Here is a 22193-nt window from a genome sequence, read left to right as displayed (position 1 = left end):
GCATGTGCCTCGCCCTTCCCGCCCGCATCGTCGAGCTGCTCGACGGCGAGCTGTGCCGTGTCGAACTGGGCGGCGTGCGCAAGGAAATCTCGCTCGCCCTCGTCGACGGCGCTGCGCTCGGCGATTACGTCATCGTGCACGTCGGCTACGCCCTGACCCGGCTCGATCCGGCCGAAGCCGAGCGCACCCTGGCGCTGTTCGCCGAGGCCGGCCTCGACCCCGCCGCCGCCCGCGATCACCCTGATGCGCAGCGTGGGAGCAGTACATGAAGTACATCGACGAATTCCGCGACGGCCGCCTCGCCGCCGGGCTGGCGCGGGCGATCGCACGCGAGGCCGCGCCCGGCCGCGACTACGCCTTCATGGAATTTTGCGGCGGCCACACCCATGCGATCGCGCGCTACGCCGTCACCGACCTGCTGCCGCCCACGGTGCGCATGATCCACGGCCCCGGCTGCCCGGTGTGCGTGCTGCCGATCGGGCGCATCGACATGGCGATCCGGCTCGCCCTGGCGCGCCCCGACGTCATCGTCTGCACCTACGGCGACTGCCTGCGCGTGCCCGCCTCCGGCGGCCTGTCGCTGCTGAAGGCGAGGGCGCGCGGCGCCGACGTGCGCATGGTGTATTCGCCGGCCGACGCGCTCGCCCTCGCGGTGCGCGAACCGGCGCGCGAAGTGGTGTTCTTCGCCATCGGCTTCGAGACCACCACGCCGCCCACTGCGCTCGTGTTGCACGCCGCCGCGGCCCAGCGGCTGGACAACTTCAGCGTGCTCTGCAACCACGTGCTGACGCCGGCGGCGATCGCCGCGATCCTCGAATCGCCCGAAGTGCGCGAGCTCGGCACGGTGGCGCTGGACGGCTTCGTCGGCCCCGCCCACGTGTCGACGGTGATCGGCAGCCGCCCCTACGAGCGCTTCGCCGCCGCGCACCGCAAGCCGGTGGTGATCGCCGGGTTCGAGCCGCTCGACGTGATCCAGGCGATCCGCATGCTGATCCGCCAGGTCAACGACGGCCGCGCCGAAGTCGAGAACGAATTCACCCGCGCCGTCACCCGCGACGGCAACCGCAAGGCCCAGGCGCTCGTCGCCGACACCTTCGAGTCGCGGCCCAGCTTCGAATGGCGCGGCCTCGGCGCCGTGGCCGATTCGGCGCTGCGCCTCCGCCCGGCCTTCGCGCGCTGGGACGCCGAGCGGAAGTTCGCCCTCGACGATCGCCCGGTGCCCGACCACAAGGCCTGCGCCTGCGGCGCGATCCTGCGCGGCGTGCGCACCCCCACCGACTGCAAGCTGTTCGCCACAGCATGCACGCCGGAAACGCCGATGGGCGCGTGCATGGTGTCCTCGGAAGGCGCCTGCGCCGCGCACTACACCTACGGGCGCTTCCGCGCTGCGGCGCAGCGCACGGATTAGTGCCCGGCCTTCGGGCCTGTCGCACCGAATGGATGAGGAACGGTTTGCGTCCCCTCCCGAATTTGAACCCGGAGCCCGCTTTACGATGAACACCCTCCACGCCACCTTCACCCGAGCGCTCGATCTGCACCACGGCCGCGTCGACCTGGGCTTCGGCGCCGGCGGACGGGCGATGGCCCAACTCGTCGCCGAACTGTTCGCACGCGCCTTCGCCAACGACTACCTCGCCCGCGGCGACGACGGCGCGGTGCTGCCCGCGCCCGCTCCCGGCGAGCGCCTGGTGGTGAGCACCGACGGCCACGTCGTCAGCCCGCTGTTCTTCCCCGGCGGCGACATCGGCAGCCTGTCGGTGCACGGCACGGTCAACGACCTCGCAGTGATGGGCGCCCGTCCGCTGTACCTGACGGCGGGCTTCATCCTCGAGGAAGGCTTCCCCCTCGCCGAGCTCGCCCGCATCGTCGACTCGATGGCGGCGGCCGCGCGTACTGCCGGCGTGCTGGTGGTGGCCGGCGACACCAAGGTCGTCGAACGGGGCAAGGGCGACGGCGTGTTCATCACCACCGCCGGCGTCGGCGCCCTGCCCGCCGGGCGCGACCCGGGCGGCGCCCGCGCCCGCCCCGGCGACGCAGTGCTGGTGTCGGGCGGCATCGGCGAGCACGGCATGGCGATCCTGGCCCAGCGCGAGGCGCTCGCCTTCGAGTCGACGATCGTCTCCGACAGCGCACCGCTCAACGGCCTGGTCGAGGCGCTCTATGGCGCGGTGCCGGCGGCGGCGATCCGCGTGCTGCGCGACCCCACCCGCGGCGGACTGGCGACCACCCTCAACGAGATCGCCGCCCAGTCGGGGGTGGGGATCGAGCTGGAGGAAGGGACGATTCCGGTGGCGGCGCCGGTGCGCGCGGCATGCGAGCTGCTCGGCCTCGATCCGCTCTACGTCGCCAACGAAGGCAAGCTGGTCGCGGTGTGCACCGCAGAGGCCGCCGACGCCCTGCTCGCGGCGCTGCGCGCCCACCCGCTGGGCGCACAGGCGGCCTGCATCGGCGCCGTCACCGCCGACCCGCAGCGCTTCGTCCAGATCCGCACCGGCTTCGGCGGACGGCGCATGGTGGACTGGCTCGCCGGCGAGCAGCTGCCGCGGATCTGCTGACCGCCTGCGACAGCGGTAATCCGCCATTACAACTGATTACCGGCGGATACACCTGGCGGCGCCGAATTCTCCTATCGTGTTTCCACCGTGGAGACGGCAAGCGCAGTGCGCGACGGCTCCACGCCGGACACCCTCACCAGGAGCTCGACAAATGAACAAGCGCATTTCCATCCTCGCCACCGCCCTTCTCCTCGCCGCCGGCAGCGGCTCGGTTCTCGCCAAGCAGGAGGGCGCGGGCAAGGCGGTGAAAGGCGGCAGCGCCGCGACCCACATGAGCGAGAAAGGCCTGGGCAACACCAACGGCCCGAATGCGGCTACCCGCAGCAGCGGCCTCGAACGCGCCCAGGAGCGGATGAGCGAAAGCGGCCTCGAGCACTCGAAGTCGGGCGAAGCGCAGCTCGAACACAGGCCGGAAGGCAACCCGGGCAAGGCCAAGGGCCGCCAATAAGCTGAGTCGGCAGATGCCCGGGCCCCGTCCGGGCATCCCCACCCGGTCCGCCCCAGGATCATGAACACCGCACGCCAGCACTGGCCACTCCTGCTCGCCGCCGCCTTCGCCCTCGGCGGCTGCGTCGCCGTGCCCGTGTACGACGACGATTACGGCTACCGCAGTTACCGCGGCCACGGTTATTACACCGAAGAAACGATCATCCTCTCGCCCCCGCCACGGGTCGAATACCGCGGCTACGCCCCCGGCTACCTCTGGATCGACGGCTACTGGAGCCGGATCGGTACCCGCCAGCATTGGGTTCCCGGCTACTGGGCAGCGCCCGGCGGGCATGTCCACCCCCGAGCGCATCGCGCACCGCCCCGCCACCAGGCCGAACAAGGGCATCAACGCCACGAACGAGACGAACGACGCGACCGTTTCGACGACCCGGAGCGCAGGCACGAACGGCTGCGGGAACCGGCGCACGATCGGCGCAGCGCCATCGCCCCCGGGCGCGATCGACAGGCGCTCGAACCACCGCGCAGCGCACGCGATGCAGAGCGGCGAACGCCACCGCGACCCACCGAGCGCACCGGTCGCCGCCCCGGCTCGCATGGCGACTCCGCTGCACACCGCACCCGGGACGATCCGCCGCCGACACGGCGGCGGGCCGGCGAAAATGACGGACGCGATGCCGCGGACGCTGACCGACCGCCCCCTCCCGAGTGGCAGGAACACCCCCGCCGCCGACCGACTGAACCTTGAAACCGCAGTTGTCGCATCGAAATGCCCTTTGACACGCCCGCTGCGCGGGCTGCTCAGGGCGAACGGGGGTGCCAGCCAATGGATGAGGCGGTAAAAATCCGTTCACCCCGAGCCCTTCGGCAAGCTCAGGGCAGGCCCGTCGAAGGATGAGCCGCTTGTTAGCGGCGCAACGGCTGTTTCCAGGCCGAAAGGCGGCGGCCGGCAAGGCGCACAGCGCCGATCAGCGCGGAGCGGCGACGTCCACTTCGAAGCTCACCCCCTGCGCCAAGGGGAGCGCGGCGGAATAGTTGATCGTCGCCGTCGAGCGCCGCATGTAGGCGCGCCAGGCGTCCGAACCGGCCTCGCGCCCGCCGCCAGTATCCTTCTCGCCGCCGAAGGCGCCACCGATCTCGGCACCGCTGGTGCCGGCATTGACGTTGGCGATGCCGCAATCGCTCCCCGCCGCCGCCAGGAAGCGCTCGGCCTCGCGCAGCTCGTTGGTGAAGATCGCCGACGACAGGCCCTGGGGCACGGCATTGTGGCGCGCGATCGCCTCGTCGAGATCTTCGTAGTCGAAGCAGTGGAGCACGGGGGCGAACACTTCCTCGCTGCTGTTGCGCACCGCCGGCCCGTGCTCGACCAGCGCCGGGCGCACGTACCAGGCACGGGGGAAGCGCTCGGCCAGCACCCGTTCCCCACCCCACACCGACGCCCCCTGCGCGCGCGCCGCGGCGAGCGCCGCCTGCATCCGCTCGAAAGCGCCGCGATCGATCAGCGGGCCGACCAGGGTGGCGGCTTCGCGCGGATCACCGACCACGATCCGTGCGTAGGCCGCGCGCAGGCGCGACAGCAGCGCCGCACGCACCCGCGCATGGACGAACAGCCGCCGCGTGCTGGTGCAGCGCTGGCCGGCGGTGCCGACGGCGCCGAACACGATCGCGCGCAAGACCAGTTCGAGATCGGCGCTGGGGGTGACGATCACCGCATTGTTGCCGCCCAGTTCGAGGATGCTGCGCCCGAAGCGCTGCGCGATGCGCGGTGCCAGCACGCGCCCCATCGCGCAGCTGCCGGTCGCGCTGACCAGCGCCAGGCGGCGGTCGTCGGCCAGCAGCAGGGCGAGCTCGGGGCCGCCCGGCAGCACCGCGGACAGGCCCGCAGGCACGTCGTCCATGCCGGCGGCGGCCTGCTCCAGCAGGTGCTGGCAGGCCAGCGCGCACAGCGGCGTCCGCTCCGACGGCTTCCACACGATCGCATCGCCGCACACCAGCGCCAGCGCCGCGTTCCACGCCCACACCGCGACCGGAAAGTTGAACGCGGTGACGATGCCGATCACCCCGAGCGGGTGCCAGCTCTCGCGCAGCGCATGGCCCGGGCGTTCGGAGGCGATGGTGAGACCGTGGAGCTGGCGCGACAGGCCGACGGCGAAGTCGCAGATGTCGATCATCTCCTGCACCTCGCCTTCACCTTCACTGCGGACCTTGCCGCACTCGAGGGTGACGAGCGCGCCGAGGCTCGCCTTGTGCTCGCGCAGCAGCGCGCCGAAGCGGCGCACCAGCTCGCCGCGGCGCGGCGCCGGCACCTGCCGCCAGGCGGCAAAGGCAGCGGCGGCCCGGGCAATGCGGTCCTCGGCCCCGGCCGGGGAAGCGAATGCGATCCGCGCCAGCACGCTGCCATCGATCGGCGAGATCACCGTCTGCCCGCCCCTCGCGAGCATGCCGGGGTCGAGGCCCAGACGGGCACAAAGAGTCCTTGCATCCATGTCGTGTCCTCCGCTGCATGTGCAGGCTGCGCGCACCGCGGCGCTGCAGCGCCGGCACGCTCCTGCAGCGTCGGACCGGCCCGCGCGGCGATGGTGCCGGACGGCGGTGGATGGGGATGGATGGCGCTTGACCCCGAGCACGGCCCTCACGGACAATCGGACCTCCTTTCGGTTCGACGAAACGGAACACGGTGCAAATCCGTGGCGGGCCCGCCGCTGTATCCGGGGACGGGCGCTGCAAGGTCGACAGACCGGCCACTGGCGGGGACCACCCCGCCGGGAAGGCGCAGCGCTACGGCTGATCCGGGAGCCAGAAGACGTGTCGAACCGCGGAGGAGTCCAGGCAAGGGCTCCGGCCGAGCGCATGCGCAAGCGTGCCCTCGGCCGGAGCCCTTTTTGTTTTTCCGATTCGAGGATCCGATCATGAAACCGACCCACACTCTCCCTGCCGTAGCACCCTGCTCGCCCGCCCCTGCCGCCACCGGCGTGGCCGCACCCGCGCCCACCCTCGCCGTGCGCAAGAGCTGCAACCCCGACGGCATCGGCCTGTCGCACTACGTGCTGATGGACCGGAAGGCGGCAAAATGAGGGCCGCCCCACTCCCGGGGAGCGCCCCACTCCCGCCGCCGGGCCCGCGGCTGATCCCGGTCGACATCGGCCACCCGGTCTACGCCGCCCTCACCGATCCGGCGACCGCATTCTGGGCGCTGGTGGACAAGACCCGGGTCGATGCCGAGCTCGCCGGCGGCCCGCTGCTCGACGGCTACCGCGCCCATTTCGACGAGTTCGCCCGCGAACTGCATGCGCTGCGCTTCGGCCTCAAGCCTTCCGGCGTGTATCTGAACCCGACCGAGCGCTGCAACCTCGACTGCCGCTACTGCTACCTGCCCGGCGAGCAGCGCAGCGGCGGCAGCCACATGCCGGCGCAGACCCTGCTCGACTCGCTGCAGGCGCTGAAGGACTACTTCGCGTCGACGATGGGCGACAGCGGGCGCAAGCCGCGCGCGATCTTCCACGGCGCCGAGCCGCTGATGAACAAGGACGCGGTGTTCGCCGCGATCGACGCCTTCGGCGACGACTTCGCCTTCGGCGTGCAGACCAACGGCACCCTCCTCGACGACGCGGCGATCGCCTTCCTCACCGCGCGCAACGTCAGCATCGGGCTGTCGCTCGACGGCCCGGCCGCCGCGATCACCGATGCCACCCGGCGCACCTGGGGAGGCCACAGCGTGCACGGCAAGGTACTGGCGGCGATGGAAAAACTGCGCGGCTACGGCTCGTGGAGCGTGATCACCACCTGCACCGGGGAGAACCTGCCGTGGCTGAGCGAGATGATCGAGCTCTTCCACGCCCACGAAGTGCCGACCTGCATGCTCAACACCGTGCGCTGCACGCTGCCCGGCGCGCGCGGGGTGAAGCCGGCCGATGCCGACATGGGGCGCGCCTTCTTCGCCGCGCTCGACCGCAGCCACGCGCTCTACCGGGACAGCGGGCGCAAGCTGGTGGTGGCGAACTTCGCCAACATCGTGCTCGCGATCCTGGCGCCGAGCGCACGCCGCCTGATGTGCGACATCTCACCCTGCGGCGGCGGGCGCGCCTTCTTCGCGCTTGCCGCCGACGGCGGCCTCTACCCGTGCAGCGAGTTCATCGGCCTGCCGCGCTTCAACGGCGGCAAGCTGCTCGATGGCGGCGTCGAAGCAGCCCTCGTCTCGCCGGCGTTCCGCCCGGTGATCGAGCGCGACGTGGACCGCTTCAGCCCCTGCGCCGAGTGCGCGATCCGCCATTTCTGCGGTTCGCCCTGTCCGGCCGAGGCGCACGAGATGAATGGCGGCATGGGCCGTACCGGCGCATTCTGCGAGTTCTACAAGGAGCAGGTCCGTTACGCCCTGCGCCTGATCGCCGACGGCAAGGCCGACGATTTCCTGTGGGACGGCTGGGACGAGGGCACGCAGACCACTTTCCAGCTGCAGTAGGGTCGCGCGGGCAGAAGACGAAAAAAATCCAGCATTACGCGGGATTTTTTTCTGTGGGCGCAGGGCGGGTGTCAGCCGCGCGAACCGCGCTCGCGCCGGTCGCCGAAGCCGCGATCGCCGCGGCCGGAAGGCTGGCCATCGCGGCCGAAGCCCCCACCGCTGCGCCGGCCGTCGCCGCCGCCAGGACGACCATAACCGCCCCCCGGCTTGGCACCGCTGCCGAAGCGCCGACCGCCGTTGCCGGCCGGGCGCGGCGCAGACGGCTTGCGCGGCGAAGGTTCCATGCCGGGAATGGTATGCACCGCGAGGCGGTCGCCGGTGAAGCGCTCGATGGCACGGATCAGGCCGGTCTCGCGCGGGCCGGACAGGGTGATCGCGATCCCGTCGCGACCGGCGCGACCGGTGCGGCCGATGCGGTGCACGTAGTCCTCGGCCTGGCGCGGCGGATCGAAGTTGATGACGTGGCTGATGCCGGCAACGTCGATGCCGCGCGCGGCGACGTCGGTCGCCACGAGCACGCCGATGCGGCCCTGGCGCAGGCGGTCGAGGGTGCGGTTGCGCTGGGTCTGGTGCATGTCGCCATGCAGCGCGGCAGCGGCGATGCCCTTTTCCTGGAGCGATAGCGACAGCTCGTCGGCACTGCGCTTGGTGGCGGTGAACACCACCGCCTGGTTCATGCCGTTTTCACCGAGCAGGGCCTCGAGCAGGCGGTTCTTGTGGCCGAGGTCGTCGGCGAACATCAGGCGCTGCTCGATCTGGCCGCGGTCCTGCTGGGCGACCTCGATCTCGATGCGCTCGGCGTCGCGGGTCATGCGCGCTGCCATGCTGCCGACCACACCGTCGAGGGTGGCGGAGAACAGCAGGGTCTGGCGCTTGCCCGGGGTGGCGGCGACGATGGCGTCGATGTCTTCGGCAAAGCCCATGTCGAGCATGCGGTCGGCTTCGTCGAGGATCAGCACTTCGACGTCGGACAGCCTGAGCTTGCGCCGGTTGAGGTGATCGAGCAGACGGCCGGGCGTGGCGACGACAACGTCGCACTGGCGCTGCAGCTGCTTGACCTGGGCGAACATCGGCGCGCCGCCGACGAGGCAGGCGGTGTTGAGCCAGCGCAACCCCTTGCCGTAGGTCTGGACCGCCTTTTCGACCTGCTGGGCGAGTTCGCGGGTGGGGGTCAGCACCAGCACGCGCGGCCCGGCGCCCGGCGCCGGACGGCGGTCGACGAGCTTGTTCAGCGCCGGCAGCGTGAACGCGGCGGTCTTGCCGCTGCCGGTATGGCTGGAGACGAGCAGGTCGCGCCCGGCGAGGGCGGCGGGAATGGCCTGCTGCTGCACCGGAGTAGGCGTGGTGTAGCCGCTCTGCTCGATGGCCTTGAGGAGTTCTGCGGCAAGGCCGAGGTTCTGGAACGTCATGGTTCTTCCTGTCATTCTGGCCGCCACTGCAGCGGCGACCGGGTTCGGCGCGCATCCGGGATGCGGGCCGCAATGGCATCGCGCCGCGGCGAACCGGCAAAGGCCGGTGCGCTACGTGGAATCGCAAAGGCGACGAACGCGCGATGGGCGTGGCCGGTCTGGCCAGCACCGGTCGCAAAGACCGGGCCGGAAAGACCGCGCATCGGCACCAACCGGTTGTCACGAGCCAGACGATCGGAAGAACGAATGGGAATTCGACGGGGGGTCGGAGGCGATGGGGCTGTGGTTACAGTCCCTCGGGCCGGATATGCGGAGATGGCGGACGCTCCGGTCCGCGGCAAAAACCGCGATGGCCCTTCTGCTGCATTGCACAACGGCGCGCAGTATAACCCCTTTCCACGCCACTGTCGCCGAAAAAACACATCAAAGGGCCTGAACACAACAAAAAGCGGGCAAGCACATCGAGTGCCGGCCCGCAGCGGAAAGAGGCCTTCCCGGAAATTACTTGTTGACCGCGGCTTTCAGCGTGGCGCCGGCGGTGAACTTGGGCACGCTGGAAGCGGCGATTTCGATCGTGGCACCCGTCTGCGGGTTGCGGCCGGTGCGGGCGGCGCGTTCGGAAACCTCGAAAGAGCCGAAGCCGGTGAAGGCGACCTTCCCGCCCTCGGCGAGCTGCTCGGCGATGATGTCGAGCACGGCCGACAGCGCACGGTCGGCCTGAGCGCGGGAAACATCCAGGCGGTCGGCCAGGGCTTCGACGAATTCACCTTTATTCATGCTTTTCCTCGATTGGTGTGAGTGGGTTCGGATTTTCCGGGATGGTCCGGCGTGCGCGGATTCTAGCACCGTGGCCGAATCCGGGACGCTTCCTGCTGTGCAAAGTATGGCAGGGGGCAACCCTAACGCAAGTCAGGCGCGAATGCACGATCGCACCGCATTTTTGCACTACGCGCCACACCTCGCCGAGTGGCGACACGCGCTATCCTTGCATCACGCACTGGACACCGGCCGAATTCGAGCATGCCCGACACCCCAACGACGGATCAAACCCCGATCCACATCATTGCCCATCGCGACGGCGGACACATCACCCGCATCGAAATGTCGCTGCCTGCGCGCGGCTGGATGGGCGGCACGGTGATCGGCCTGGAGCCGGCCACCGCGCTGCGCCAGCTCGGGGAACAGGCCAGCCACAGCCCACGGGCACATACCCGCGCGCTCGGCTTCGCTTGCCAGGCTGCGGCAGGCGAACCGGCACCATCCCGCGACATCCGGTTCGCGATCGAGCGCGAACTGGCGGCCGAAGCCGCCGACACCCACCTGCGCCGCCTGCTGATCGACTGGCCGCAGCAGTTCGGTTTCGACGCCCGCCACAGCCGTTTCGCCGAATTCCACCGCCGCCTGAGCGGCGCCCACAGCGCGGAATCCGCATTCACGCTCGGCGGCGAAGTCCTCGACCTGGTCGCGCGCGAGTTGCTCGCCGGCTTCTTCAACCAGATCCGCATGCCCCACGGCATCGGTGAATTCATCGAGCGGGTGAACGCCGGCGGCAGCCTCGGTTCGATCATGGCGGAGCTGATCGCACTCGGCGCCAGCGGACCGCCCTGCGGCGGCGCCACGCCCTTGCTTGGCACCCTGAGCGCCGCAGCCTGGGCCACGACCGTCGGCGGCTGGCCGGGGACGCAGTTCATCGCCCGCCCGACCTATGCCGGCGAGCCCGCCGAAACCGGGCCGCTGGCACGCCACGCAGCGTCCCCCCTGGTACGCCTGCTGCTCGACCGCGGTCACCGCGTCTCCGCCCGGCTGTTCGCCAAGGCGATCGAAGTCGCCGACTGCGCCAGCCGGATGCGCTACCCCTTCACCGACGACGTGCCCCCGCTGCTCGACACCGCCGCGGCGGGGCCGCACACGGGCGTGGCCCGGGTGGAAACCGCGCGCGGCGTGCTGCTGTGCTGGGTGCGCCTGGCCGCAGGCGTGATCGCCGACTGCGCGATCATCCCCGCGGGCGCCTGGAACCTGCACCCGGGAGGTGTTTTCTACCGCGAGGCGATGAGCCGCAGCGCCCGGCCGGAGGACCACGCCGCGGCGCAGCAGCGCCTGTCGGTGCTGGCGCTCGCGCTCGACCCATCGCTGCCGCACGTGATCGAGGTGGTCGAGGATGCCTCCGGCGAACCGGGTGCGCCTGCCGCGCTCAGCCCCCCAGGCGCCGGTAGGCGCCGCTGAAATACAGCAGCGGCAAGCGCTCCTCGCGGTCGAAGCCGACCACTTCACTGATGAACACGACGTGATCACCGCCGGCATGGCGCACGGTATTGCGGCACTCGAAGCGCGCGCAGCAGCCCTTGAACAGCGGCACGCCACCGACGCCCTGCTCGTACTCGAGGCCGCTGAAGCGGTCGCCGGTACGGCTGGCGAAGCGCTGCGAAAGCTCGGCCTGGTCTTCGGCAAGGACGTTGATCGCGTAATATTCGCAGGCTTCGAACAGCGGCCGGCTGGGCAGATCGTTGGACAGGCTCCAGACGATCAGCGGCGGATCGAGCGACACCGAGTTGAAGGAGTTCACCGTAAGGCCGATCGGTTCACCGGCGGGGGTGCGCGCGGTCACCACCGTGATGCCGGTGGCGAACATGCCGAGCGCGTTGCGGAAGCGGCGCGCCGCATCTTCGTCGGAAAAAGTCTGCTGGGTCATATGAGAAACGGTCGCGGTCGGTCCGCGCTTCAGGGTTGTGCGATCGAGGCGTCGATTATCACCGGCCGTCCCCCGGACGTCGAGGTCACCCGGCACACCCCCAGGGTCGAATCCTTCGAGCATCACCCGCCGGCCTCGGAGGCGTCTCCCGCCGCGCAGAAAAATACTGGGAAAACCGCAACATGAGCGAATTCGCCCCCCGCCTCCTCGCCTGGCAGCGCAAACACGGCCGCCACGACCTGCCCTGGCAGGGCGGGCATGACCCCTACCGCATCTGGCTGTCGGAGATCATGCTGCAGCAGACCCGGGTCGACACCGTGATTCCCTACTACCAGCGTTTCCTCGCGCGCCTCCCCGACCTCGCCAGTCTCGCAGCGGCGCCGGTCGAAGACGTCATGGCGCTGTGGAGCGGCCTCGGCTACTACGCCCGCGCACGCAATCTGCACCGCGCCGCACAGGTGGTGATGACGGAGCACGGCGGTGTTTTCCCGCGCACTGCGGCGGCGATCGCCACCCTGCCCGGCGTCGGCCGCTCGACCGCGGCGGCGATCGCCGCCTTTGCCTACGGCGAGCGTGGCGCGATCCTCGATGGCAACGTCAAGCGCGTGCTGTGCCGGCTCTTCGGCATCGAGGGTTTTCCCGGCGACAAGGCGGTGGAAAGCCGCCTATGGGTGCTGGCCGAGTCGCTGCTCCCGGAACCCGAGCCCGGGCGCTACATCCAGGCCCAGATGGACCTCGGCGCCACCGTATGCACCCGCACCCGGCCGGCCTGCACGCGCTGCCCATTCCACGACGACTGCATCGCCCGGCGCAGCGGACGCACCGCCGAGCTGCCCGCCGCCCGGCCGAAAAAGGCGGTGCCGCGGCGCAGTGCGCGCTTCGCGGTACTGGTCTGCGGCGGCGAAGTCCTGCTCGAGCGGCGACCGCCGGCCGGCATCTGGGGCGGCCTGCTCGCCCTGCCGGAAATTCCCGCGGATGCGGCAGATCCCGCCACCTGGGTGCGTGGACGCACCGGCCTCGCCTGCGTCGAGGGCGACCCGCTGGCGCCGCTGACCCATACGTTCACCCATTTCACACTCGACATCCAGCCGGTGCTGCTGCGCGCGACCTCCCTCGCTGCGGTGGCAGCAGCCGACGATGACGCCCTGCACTGGCAGGCGTTCGCAACCCTTGAACAGGCGGCGCTGCCGGCCGCGGTGCGCAAGATCCTCGATGCCGTCGCCGGCATCGAGCTGTGTTGCGCAAGCAGCGCAGTCTCATCGCCGCGCTGACGGCGCAGCGGAATTCCGCTTCAGAACGGCAGGCGGCGGCGGGGTGCGGCGGAGGCGTTGGCCTTGCGCACCGGCTCGGGCTCGACCGCTGACGCCTTCACCGGCTTGCGTGGCTGATTCATCTCGTCGCGGGCAAAACGCACCTTGCCTTCGAGTTCGCAACCGCGCATGCCGGGCGAGCAGATCGCGCCGCGCACGCGCTGGCAGATACCGTTCAGATCGTGAGGACAGCTCCAGGCACTCATGGGTGGGACAAGCTCCGAAAAACGACGGGAAAAACACTCCCAAGCCCGTACTATCGGCCGCCCGCGCACCAGAAGCAAGCGCGAAGACCACGCAACCGCCGCTGCGCCCGCTCCCCTACCGGCAAGGAGAACGCCCAGCCCCAGGCCGGTCCTGGGCGGCGGCAGAGCGCCCAGGACCGGTTGCTTCGTTACAGCGCGCCGCGGAAGATCGCTTCGATCTCGGCCTGGCTCGCCGGGCGCGGGTTGGTCAGCCCGCAGGCGTCCTTGAGCGCGTTGGCGGCAAGGGTCGGGATGTCCCCGGCCTTGACCCCGAGCTGGGTGAGCCCGGCCGGAATGCCGACGTCGGCGGCAAGCCGGCGGATCTCGGCAAGGCAGCGCTCGGCACCGGCGGCCTCGTCGAGCCCGCCGAGCTCGGCCCCCATCGCGCGCGCGACCTCGGCCAGGCGGGCGGCAGCGACGGGAGCGTTGAACGCCTCGACGTGGGGCAGCAGCACCGCGTTGCACACTCCGTGCGGCAGATCGTAGAAGCCGCCGAGTTGGTGCGCCATTGCATGGACGTAGCCGAGCGAGGCGTTGTTGAACGCCATCCCGGCGAGGAACTGGGCGTAGGCCATCTGTTCGCGCGCTTCGAGGTCCTGGCCGTCGGCCACGGCGCGGCGCAGGTTGGCCGCGATCAGGGCCACCGCCTTCAGCGCGCAGGCGTCGGTGATCGGCGTCGCCGCGGTGGACACGTAGGCCTCGACCGCGTGGGTGAGCGCGTCCATGCCGGTGGCGGCGGTCAGCGCCGCCGGCTTGGCGAGCATCAGCGAGGGGTCGTTGACCGACAGGATCGGGGTGACGTTGCGGTCGACGATCGCCATCTTGATGTGGCGCGCCTCGTCGGTGATGATGCAAAAGCGCGTCATCTCGCTCGCGGTGCCGGCGGTGGTGTTGATCGCGATCAGCGCCAGCTGGGGCCTGGCCGACTTGTCGACACCCTCGTAGTCGCCGATCCGCCCGCCGTTGGCCGCCACCAGCGCGATGCCCTTGGCGCAGTCGTGCGGCGAGCCGCCGCCGAGCGAGATCACGCAGTCGCAGCCCTTGGCGCGCAGCAGCGCGAGCCCGGCGTCGACGTTGGCGACGGTCGGGTTCGGCTGCGCACCGTCGAACACCGTCGCCTGGATGTCGTGCGCGGCGAGCAGGCCCGCGACCTTGGCGGCGACGCCGGCGCGGGCGAGGCCGGCATCGGTGACGATCAGGGCGTGGCGAAAGCCGTAGCCGCGGATTGCGCTCACCGCCTCGGCGAGGCAGCCGGCGCCCATCAGGTTGACGGGGGGAATGAAGAAAGTGGTCGTGCTCATGATCGGGTTTCCTTTGGATGGGATCTGGACAGCAGTCTGGTGTCGGGAATGCAGCGGGATCGTGCCCCCGCCCTGCAGCCGGCGCCCGCGACCGGCAGATGCCGGGCGCCACCGACGGGGAAAGGCGGGGCGCGACGTTCAGAAGAAGCCGAGCTTGTCCTCGCTGTAGCTCACCAGCAGGTTCTTGGTCTGCTGATAGTGTTCGAGCATCATCTTGTGGGTCTCGCGGCCGATGCCCGACTGCTTGTAGCCGCCGAACGCCGCATGCGCCGGGTAGGCGTGGTAGCAGTTCGTCCACACGCGGCCGGCCTCGAGCCGGCGGCCGAGGTGGAAGGCGGTGTTGATGTTGCGCGTCCACACCCCGGCACCGAGCCCGAACGGGGTATCGTTGGCGATCGCGAGCGCCTCCTCGCGGTCGCGGAAGGTCGTCACCGACACCACCGGGCCGAATATCTCCTCCTGGAAGACGCGCATCTTGTTGTGGCCCTTGAACACCGTCGGCCGGATGTAGAAGCCGCCGGCCAGCTCGCCGCCGAGGCAGGCGCGCTCGCCGCCGGCGAGCACTTCGGCGCCCTCGTCGCGGCCGATCGCCAGGTAGCGTTCGATCTTGTCCCTCTGCTCGCGTGACGCCTGGGCGCCAATCATCGTCGCCGGATCGAGCGGGTTGCCCTGGCGGATCTCGGCAACACGCTGCAAGGCGCGCTCGATGAAGCGCTCGTAGATCGACTCCTGGATCAGCGCGCGGCTCGGGCAGGTGCACACCTCGCCCTGGTTCAGCGCGAACATCACGAAGCCCTCGATCGCCTTGTCGAAGAAGGTATCGTCCTGCGCCGCGACATCCTCGAAGAAGATGTTCGGCGACTTGCCGCCGAGCTCGAGCGTGACCGGGATCAGGTTCTGGCTGGCGTAGCCCATGATCAGCCGCCCGGTGCCGGTCTCGCCGGTGAACGCGATCTTGGCGATGCGCTTGCTCGAGGCGAGCGGCTTGCCGGCCTCGACGCCGAAACCGTTGACGATGTTGAGCACGCCCGGCGGCAGCAGGTCGCCGACCAGTTCGGCGAATACCAGGATCGACAGCGGGGTCTGCTCGGCGGGCTTGAGCACCACGCAGTTGCCGGCGGCGAGCGCCGGGGCGAGCTTCCACGCCGCCATCAGCAGCGGGAAGTTCCACGGGATGATCTGGCCGACGACGCCGAGCGGCTCGTGGAAATGATAGGCGACGGTGGCGTGGTCGATCTCGCCGAGGCTGCCTTCCTGCGCCCGCACGCAGGCGGCGAAATAGCGGAAGTGGTCGATCGCAAGCGGGATGTCGGCGGCGCGCGTCTCGCGGATCGGCTTGCCGTTGTCCCAGGTCTCGACCTGGGCCAGCCGCTCGAGATTGGCCTCCATGCGTTCGGCGATGCGGTTGAGCACCGCGGCGCGCTCGGCGGCGCTGGTCCGCCCCCAGGCAGCCTTGGCCTGGTGCGCGGCGTCGAGCGCGCACTCGACGTCCTCCTCGTCCGAGCGCGGGATCTCGCAGATCGGCCGCCCGGTGATCGGGGTGATGTTGTCGAAGTAGCGCCCGGCGACCGGCGGCCGCCACTGGCCACCGATGTAGTTGCCGTAGCGGGTCTTCAAATTCAGCCCGGCGCGGGCGGGATCGAGCATGTCCATCATCTTCCTCCTGTGGTTATTGCATCCCTGCGGATGTAGACAAGACAATGCATGGACCGTGCCAGCCGCCCAGCCTCCTGCAGCGCAACATCGCTGTACGCCTTTACCGTCGGATTTGTCTGGAGAAAATTATTGCGCCGCAGAAAAACTGCCTTATTTCCGCCGCCGCACTCGGACGGGCGGCGGCGCATAATCGGGCCGACGACCTTCCCGCAGGTGTCGCGGCCCGCGACACCTGTCGCGCGACACCCGGAGCAGCACCGATGACGCCCCCGCCCCTCCCCCTTGCCGAAGCCCGCCGCCGTTTTCTCGACGGTGACGACGTGTCGGCGCGCAGCGTGCCCGAGCCGATCCTGCATTCGTGGCGCCGCTGCCAGGGGCTGGGACTGGACGTCGGGCGCTGGCGGCCGCCGTCACGGCTCGCCGAAACCGAGCTCGCCGCCCGCCGCGAGGAGAACGCCGACTGGCTGCAGCGGGCACGCCCGGCGATCGACGCCCTGTTCGACGGCGTGCTCGACGACGGCCACGTCGTCATCGTCGCCGACCACGGCGGGCTGATCCTCGAGCGCATGGGCCATCCGGACTTTCTCGACCGCGCCGAACGGGTCGCGCTGGCGCCGGGCATGGACTGGCGCGAGGACGTGCGCGGCACCAACGCGATCGGCACCGCGCTCGTGCTCGGCGCGGCCACCGTGCGCGGCGCCGAGCACTTCCTCGAACGCAACCGGCAGCTGTCGTGCACCGCACAGGCGATCCACGACGCGCAGGGGCATCTGCTCGGCGTGATCGACGTCTCCGGCCAGCCACGGCGGCTGCACGACGCCCACCGCCTGCAGGTCGAGGCCGCGGTGCGCCGGATCGAGCACGGCCTGTTCGACCGCCACGCCGCCCGCCTCCACGAACTGCGCCTCGCCGCCGACCCGGCGCTGCTCGCCACCCCGCGCTGCGGCCGGCTCGGCTTCGACGACGACGGCGTGCTGCGCGCAGCCAGCCGCGCGGCCCTCGCTGCGCTCGGGCTCGACTGGACGGCGCTGGGGCGGCTGCGCTTCGCGCAGTTGTGCGAACAGAGCCTGGAACACTGGCTCAGCCGCCACGGCATCCATGTCGCCTCGCTGCGCCACGGCGGCGAGCTGTTCTCGGCGCAACTGCTGCCCGTCCGCACCGGCCTCGACCCGCTCCCGCGCGAGGCGGCGCATCCGCCCCCGCCACCTACTGCCGCCGCGGCCACGGCGATGCGGCCAGAGCCGCCGCGCCGGCCCGCCGCCTTGGCAGGAGCAACGGCGGTGGCCGACGTCGGCCTCCCCGCGGGCCTGCTCGACACCGCGCGCCGCCTGCTCGAAGCCGACATTCCGGTGCTGCTGCTGGGCGAGACCGGGGTCGGCAAGGAGCGCTTCGTGCAGGCGCTGCACGCCGCCGGCAGCCGCCACCGCCAGCCGCTGGTGGCGGTGAACTGCGCGGCGATCCCGGAAGGGCTGATCGAGTCGGAACTGTTCGGCTACGAGGAAGGCGCGTTCACCGGCGCCCGCCGCCAGGGCAGCAAGGGCCGCCTGCGCGAGGCCGACGGCGGCGTGCTGTTCCTCGACGAGATCGGCGACATGCCGGCAAGCCTGCAGGCCCGCCTGCTGCGGGTGCTGCAGGAGCGCGTGGTGCAGCCGCTGGGCGGCGGCGCGGGCCAGCGGGTGGACGTGCGCATCGTCGCCGCGACCCATCGCGACCTCGCCCAGGAAGTCGCCGCCGGGCGCTTCCGTGCCGATCTCTATTACCGCCTCGGCCATTACCCGCTGCGTCTGCCGCCGCTGCGCGAGCGCGGCGACGTGGCGCAGATCGCCGCCGCGCTGCTCGCCGCGCACGGCGCCGCGCCGCGCGCCATCACGCTGTCGCCGGCGCTCGCCGCCTTCATCCGCGCTTACCCGTGGCCGGGCAACCTGCGCCAGCTCGACAACCTGCTGCGCACCCTGCTCGCGCTGGTCGATGACGGCACCCTGCTGACCGCGGAGCACCTCCCCGCCACCCTGCGCGACGCCGCCCCGTCGGCCGGGCGCGACGACGCGGTGCATGCCGCGCTCGCGCGCCACGGCGGCAACGCCAGCGCCGCCGCGCGCGCGCTTGGCATCAGCCGCAGCACGCTGTACCGCCGCCTGGGGCGGAGCTGAACGCTCAGCGCCCGCGCAGCGCCGCGCTGGGCGGCAGGGCACAGGCGCGCTGGTACTCGGCGGCGAGCCGCTCCACCAGCGCGGCGACCGGCACAACGTCGTCGATGCTGGCCACGCCCTGCCCCGCACTCCACACGTCACGCCATGCCCGGGCCTCGCTGCCGAGATCGTGGAGCGTACCCTTGGCCGTCCCGGCGACCAGCGCCTCGCGCGCGAAGCCGGCCTGCTCCAGGCTCGGCCACAGGTAGTTGGCGTTGGTCCCGGAAATGGCGTCGGTATAAACGATGGCGGATGCCCCGCACTCGACCAGCATCTGCTTGTAGGCCTCCGGGGCGAGCGCCTCGCGGGTGGCGATGAAGCGGGTGCCCATGTAGGCGAAATCCGCCCCCAGCACTTCGGCGGCACGGATCGCGGCACCGTCCGCGATGCTGCCGGCGGCGACCAGGGTCCCGTCCCAGAAGGCACGGATCTCGCGGACCAGGCTCACCAGGCTCTGCGTGCCGGCATGACCGCCGGCACCGGCCGACACCGCGATGATGCCGTCGACGCCGGCCTCGATCGCCTTGCGCGCATGCTCGGCATGGATGACGTCGGAAAACACCACCCCGCCGTAGCGGTGCACGGCGTTCACCACTTCGCCGGGATGGCCGAGGCTGGTGATCACCAGCGGCACCCGGTGGCGCACGATGGTCGCCAGGTCCTCTGCCAGGCGCGGATTGGACCGATGCAGGATCAGGTTGATGCCGTAGGGCGCGCTCGGCGCCCCGGGATGGTCGCGGTCGTGGGCGGCGAGTTCGGCGCCGATGCGCGCGAGCCAGCCGTCGAGTTCGGCGGCGGGACGGGCGTTGAGGGCGGGAAAGGTGCCCGCCACTCCAGCCCGGCAGGCACCGATCACCAGCTCCGGGCCGGAAACCAGGAACATCGGCGCGGCGATCGCTGGCACGCGGAAGCGGCCGCGGAAGGAGGCGGGAATCGGCATGCGTTGTCCTCGGTCGAGCATCCGGGCGAACGCCCGGGAAAAGCGGACTCTAGCATGACCGGCATCGGCTGCCGGCCGGGCACCGAGCACTCCCGATCCGTCCCGGGCGGCCCGCTGCGGGCACCGCCAGCGAGGAACGGCGGTATCATGCTGCGCACCATGGAAGGCATCGAATCCCTCGTCTACGGCATCGGCATCGCCGGCGTCGCCGCCCAGGCGGCGGCCGGCGTGCTCGACGCCGGGCGCAAGCCCTTCGACCTGTTCGGCATCGTCGTCGTCGCCCTCGCCGCCGCGCTCGGCGGCGGCACGCTGCGCGACCTGCTGCTCGACCGCGCGGTGTTCTGGATCGCCGACCAGCGCTACCTGATCGGGGCGATGGCCGCCGGCCTGGCGACCTTCGCCCTGGTGCGCCTGGTGCGCCTACCCGCCCGCCTGTTCCTGCTGCCAGACGCGCTCGGCCTGGCGCTGTTTACCGTCTCCGGCACCCAGGCCGCGCTGGCGCTGGGTGCGCCCTGGCTGGTGGCGAGCCTGATGGGGGTGATCACCGGAGTGTTTGGCGGCATCGTCCGCGACGTGCTGTGCAACGAGCTGCCGCTGGTGTTCACCGGCGAGCTCTACGCCACCGCCTCGTGGGCCGGCGCCCTCCTCCTGCTCGGGCTGATGGCCCACGGCACCAGCCCCGGCCAGGCCGCGCTCGCCGGCGGTTCGCTGACCCTGGCGCTGCGGCTGTGCGCGATCCGCTTCGGCTGGCGCCTGCCGATGTTCAAGGCGCGAAGCTGACGCCGGCGGCCCGAACCGCTGCGGGCCGCCGGCGCAGTGTCACCCCGGCAGGTGGCCGTAGACGCCCTGCTGCCACAGCGCAAGCGCGATCGCGACGACGATCAGCAGGAACATCCAGGTGCCCCACGGGCGCTGCCGCTCGGCATAGGGATCGGCGAGCGCGCGCGAGGCTCCGGGCGGCAGCGTCGCCACTCCGGTGAGCGCGGCGCCGAACGGGATGTTGATCCGCGCCCGGGTATTCACCGCCCAGCCGTTGGCGTCGAGCAGCGGACCGAGGTTGCGCTGGCGCAACTTGAGCCAGGCGAGCAGCATCGACGGCCCCGAGATCAGCAGCAGCACGCCGACCGCGACCAGCGGCATCTGCCACGCCGGCAGCGACAGGACGCCGGTGGCGACCGCCGCCAGTGCGGTGCCGATCGCCCCCAGCGCCAGCCCGATCGCGGCGAAGATGCCGGCGAACTTGGCGATGTCGAAGGCCTGCGCCGCCGCCGGAGCTTCGGCCTTCGTCCCGGCTTCGGCGACGCCGGCCGCGGCGCGCGCCTCGACCGCCTTGTCGCGCGAAGCGGCGAACTTCTGGAGCTGCTCGCCAATCATGCGGCCGACGCGCTTGTACGGCGACCAGAACGCCTGACGCACGCTGATCGGCGCTTCCACCACCTTGACCACGCTGGCGTTCCAGTCGCGCCCCAGGCGGTCGTAGAACACGCCGTTGCGCCCGGGCACCATCATCTCGTCGGCATCGCCGCCGGTCATCGCGGCGACGATGGTGATCGGCGCCTCGTCCTGGCGCACGCACTGGCAATACACCAGGTAGGCACCCGACAGCGGCGCCAGCGCGGCATGCCGCCCCATGTCGGCGACGCGCAGGCACAGCTCGCAGCTGCGCTGGTCGAGGTACAGCGTGCCGGCCTGGAAAATGGCCTTGTTGCCGGCGTTGTAGAAGTCGCTGAGGGTGACGAAGTTGCGCAGCAGGGTGACGAGGTCGCGGTGGTAGCGCACCAGGCGCTCGAGGGCGTCGATCTGCGCCGCTGCCGTCTCGGCGGCGCGGTCCTGCGCGATCAGCGCGCTCAGCCGGGCATGCACGCCCGCCTCGAGCAGCGCGCGCAGCTCGGCCGCAGCGATCGCGGCGACCGGCGAGGCCGGCTTCGCCGCCTGCCAGGCGCGATAGGCGGCAAAGCGCGCGCCGAGGTCCTGCCATTCGGCCTGCGACAGCTCGGCACGGGCACCGAGGATGGGCTCGATCACGCGCGCCTGCAGCGCGGCAACCGGGCCCTCCCAGGCCGGGTTGAGGCCCTCTCCCAGCGGCAGGGCCCGCCCCGGAGCGGCTCGCGCCAGCGCCAGCGCGGCAACCCCCGCGGCATCGGTCCCCAAGGTCTGCACGGATAGCTCCGCATACACCGCGTCGGCCGGATTCAGCGCGGTCGCGGCACGTCCATCGAACGCGGCAAGGCGACAGCGGGTGAAGTAGTCCTCGACCTTGGCACGCACCGCCTCGAACACCGCCGCAGCTTCGGCGGTGGCCTCCCCCAGCGGCAGCACGGTCTGCGGCTCGGCTTCGGCCTGGGCATGCCAGTCGGACACCGCCTGCGCCGCGGCGAAGAAGGCGTCGGCGCGGTCCTGGTCGACGCCCGGCTGCCCGCTGCGGTCATCCACCCTCCCCAGGGTGTCGACGATGAGGCCGACCGCCTTCACCAGTGCAGGATCGGACGTGGTTGCGGCAGCAAGCTCGGCCGGGACGATGCCGTCGCCGTTGAAGTGCCCCGGTGCGAACAGGCGGGTGGTGTCGGCAAGATCGGCCACCGCGATTGCGCTGGCCTCGGGTTTACCGAGATAGGCCAGCGCCTTTTTCGCCGTCGCCAGCAGCTTTCCACCTTCGGGATGGGCGCTGTCGATCGCGGCCAGCGGCAGCGCATCGGCGCTGCGGAACAGCCCGTCCGGATCCTTCAGCACCGCACACACCCAGCGCGCGGCGGCGATCACTTCGGGGGCGCGGATGCGGCCGTCGCCATCGGTGTCGAGCAGCTGCAGCGTGCGGCTGTCGAACTCCAGCCCGGAGGTCGGGCAGGCGAGCACCGACCACAGCTTCTGGTCGAGCTCGCCGAGATGACGCAGGTCGTCCACCGTATCGATGCGGACCTGGTCGAACCCGCCGGAGCGGAAAAAACGCCAGGCATGGCGGTTGTCGTCGCGCTCAGTGCTCACTTTCATCCCCC

The 22193-nt window shown here is 71.0% G+C and carries 20 protein-coding genes and 1 riboswitch; of the genes, 11 read left to right on the top strand and 9 right to left on the bottom strand.

All coding sequences use genetic code 11. The annotated features are described in order from the left end of the window. Positions 1 to 2 precede the first annotated feature (2 nt). The 5 genes from Tchl_RS05940 (at position 3) to Tchl_RS05920 (ending at position 3750) form a co-directional block, all read left to right on the top strand. Positions 3 to 269: a HypC/HybG/HupF family hydrogenase formation chaperone gene (locus Tchl_RS05940; RefSeq protein ID WP_075147587.1), complete on the top strand. Its 267-nt coding sequence runs from the start codon at positions 3 to 5 to the stop codon at positions 267 to 269. Continuing rightward, positions 266 to 1408 carry a hydrogenase formation protein HypD gene (gene hypD, locus Tchl_RS05935; protein WP_075147586.1) on the top strand — a complete coding sequence of 381 codons (1143 nt, stop codon included), beginning with the start codon at positions 266 to 268 and terminating at the stop codon, positions 1406 to 1408. The genes Tchl_RS05940 and hypD overlap by 4 nt, the downstream gene beginning before the upstream one ends. Positions 1409 to 1493: 85 nt before the next feature. Next, entirely contained in the window at positions 1494 to 2555 is a 1062-nt protein-coding gene (gene hypE / locus Tchl_RS05930; protein WP_075147585.1) for a hydrogenase expression/formation protein HypE, read from the top strand. A 151-nt stretch (positions 2556 to 2706) separates the two neighbouring features. Further along, complete coding sequence (locus tag Tchl_RS05925) at positions 2707 to 3003, top strand: hypothetical protein (RefSeq protein WP_075147584.1); 297 nt, start codon at positions 2707 to 2709, stop codon at positions 3001 to 3003. Between the two features lie 60 nt (positions 3004 to 3063). Next, positions 3064 to 3750, top strand: a complete 687-nt coding sequence (locus Tchl_RS05920) for a YXWGXW repeat-containing protein (protein WP_075147583.1) — start codon at positions 3064 to 3066, stop codon at positions 3748 to 3750. A gap of 220 nt (positions 3751 to 3970) precedes the next feature. Here the strand turns inward: Tchl_RS05920 and amaB are convergent, their stop codons facing one another. After that, positions 3971 to 5488 carry an L-piperidine-6-carboxylate dehydrogenase gene (gene amaB / locus Tchl_RS05915; RefSeq protein ID WP_075147582.1) on the bottom strand — a complete coding sequence of 506 codons (1518 nt, stop codon included), beginning with the start codon at positions 5486 to 5488 and terminating at the stop codon, positions 3971 to 3973. A gap of 152 nt (positions 5489 to 5640) precedes the next feature. Then, a riboswitch (cobalamin riboswitch) is annotated at positions 5641 to 5829 on the top strand. An 82-nt stretch (positions 5830 to 5911) separates the two neighbouring features. On the opposite strand from amaB, the gene cbpA reads away from it, so the two are divergent. Together cbpA and cbpB are read left to right on the top strand one after the other, a co-directional pair. Then, entirely contained in the window at positions 5912 to 6076 is a 165-nt protein-coding gene (cbpA, locus tag Tchl_RS18110) for a modified peptide precursor CbpA (protein ID WP_232311668.1), read from the top strand. Beyond that, positions 6073 to 7461, top strand: a complete 1389-nt coding sequence (cbpB, locus tag Tchl_RS05905; protein ID WP_075147580.1) for a peptide-modifying radical SAM enzyme CbpB — start codon at positions 6073 to 6075, stop codon at positions 7459 to 7461. Before cbpA ends, cbpB begins: the two co-directional genes overlap by 4 nt. A gap of 71 nt (positions 7462 to 7532) precedes the next feature. On the opposite strand, the gene Tchl_RS05900 is transcribed toward cbpB, so the two are convergent. Both Tchl_RS05900 and Tchl_RS05895 read right to left on the bottom strand, forming a co-directional pair. Next, a complete protein-coding gene (locus Tchl_RS05900; protein ID WP_075147579.1) occupies positions 7533 to 8870 on the bottom strand; it encodes a DEAD/DEAH box helicase in 1338 nt (445 codons plus the stop codon). Positions 8871 to 9371: 501 nt separating this feature from the next. Beyond that, on the bottom strand, positions 9372 to 9680 hold the full coding sequence (locus tag Tchl_RS05895) for an HU family DNA-binding protein (RefSeq protein WP_268810514.1): 309 nt from the start codon (positions 9678 to 9680) through the stop codon (positions 9372 to 9374). A gap of 210 nt (positions 9681 to 9890) precedes the next feature. On the opposite strand from Tchl_RS05895, the gene Tchl_RS05890 reads away from it, so the two are divergent. Then, positions 9891 to 11093: a hypothetical protein gene (locus Tchl_RS05890; RefSeq protein WP_075147577.1), complete on the top strand. Its 1203-nt coding sequence runs from the start codon at positions 9891 to 9893 to the stop codon at positions 11091 to 11093. Here the strand turns inward: Tchl_RS05890 and Tchl_RS05885 are convergent. Further along, positions 11062 to 11559: a flavin reductase family protein gene (locus Tchl_RS05885; protein WP_075147576.1), complete on the bottom strand. Its 498-nt coding sequence runs from the start codon at positions 11557 to 11559 to the stop codon at positions 11062 to 11064. The two genes, Tchl_RS05890 and Tchl_RS05885, sit on opposite strands and share 32 nt — an antisense overlap. Before the next feature lie 182 nt (positions 11560 to 11741). On the opposite strand from Tchl_RS05885, the gene mutY reads away from it, so the two are divergent. Continuing rightward, entirely contained in the window at positions 11742 to 12830 is a 1089-nt protein-coding gene (gene mutY / locus Tchl_RS05880; RefSeq protein ID WP_075147575.1) for an A/G-specific adenine glycosylase, read from the top strand. A gap of 20 nt (positions 12831 to 12850) precedes the next feature. Here mutY and Tchl_RS05875 read toward each other — a convergent pair whose 3' ends face one another. The 3 genes from Tchl_RS05875 to adh all read right to left on the bottom strand — a co-directional run bounded on the left by Tchl_RS05875 (position 12851) and on the right by adh (position 16068). Next, a complete protein-coding gene (locus Tchl_RS05875) occupies positions 12851 to 13075 on the bottom strand; it encodes a hypothetical protein (protein ID WP_075147574.1) in 225 nt (74 codons plus the stop codon). 188 nt (positions 13076 to 13263) lie between these two features. Continuing rightward, positions 13264 to 14415, bottom strand: a complete 1152-nt coding sequence (yiaY, locus tag Tchl_RS05870) for an L-threonine dehydrogenase (protein ID WP_075147573.1) — start codon at positions 14413 to 14415, stop codon at positions 13264 to 13266. A 138-nt stretch (positions 14416 to 14553) separates the two neighbouring features. Continuing rightward, entirely contained in the window at positions 14554 to 16068 is a 1515-nt protein-coding gene (gene adh, locus Tchl_RS05865) for an aldehyde dehydrogenase (RefSeq protein ID WP_198159017.1), read from the bottom strand. 263 nt (positions 16069 to 16331) lie between these two features. On the opposite strand from adh, the gene Tchl_RS05860 reads away from it, so the two are divergent. Further along, entirely contained in the window at positions 16332 to 18221 is a 1890-nt protein-coding gene (locus tag Tchl_RS05860) for a sigma-54-dependent Fis family transcriptional regulator (protein WP_075147572.1), read from the top strand. A 4-nt stretch (positions 18222 to 18225) separates the two neighbouring features. Here Tchl_RS05860 and Tchl_RS05855 read toward each other — a convergent pair whose 3' ends face one another. Further along, complete coding sequence (locus Tchl_RS05855) at positions 18226 to 19200, bottom strand: NAD(P)H-dependent flavin oxidoreductase (RefSeq protein WP_075147571.1); 975 nt, start codon at positions 19198 to 19200, stop codon at positions 18226 to 18228. A 147-nt stretch (positions 19201 to 19347) separates the two neighbouring features. Here Tchl_RS05855 and Tchl_RS05850 point away from each other — a divergent pair, with 147 nt between their 5' ends. Further along, the gene (locus Tchl_RS05850; RefSeq protein ID WP_232311667.1) at positions 19348 to 19980 is read left to right on the top strand and encodes a trimeric intracellular cation channel family protein; all 633 of its coding nucleotides are present in this window, start codon (positions 19348 to 19350) and stop codon (positions 19978 to 19980) included. Positions 19981 to 20019: 39 nt separating this feature from the next. On the opposite strand, the gene Tchl_RS05845 is transcribed toward Tchl_RS05850, so the two are convergent. Further along, on the bottom strand, positions 20020 to 22188 hold the full coding sequence (locus tag Tchl_RS05845; RefSeq protein ID WP_408646121.1) for a hypothetical protein: 2169 nt from the start codon (positions 22186 to 22188) through the stop codon (positions 20020 to 20022). Positions 22189 to 22193: the final 5 nt, after the last annotated feature.

The sequence above is a fragment of the Thauera chlorobenzoica genome (genome assembly GCF_001922305.1).
In the GTDB taxonomy this organism is placed as follows: Bacteria; Pseudomonadota; Gammaproteobacteria; order Burkholderiales; family Rhodocyclaceae; genus Thauera; species Thauera chlorobenzoica.
This window is presented reverse-complemented; position numbering and strand designations above follow the sequence as displayed.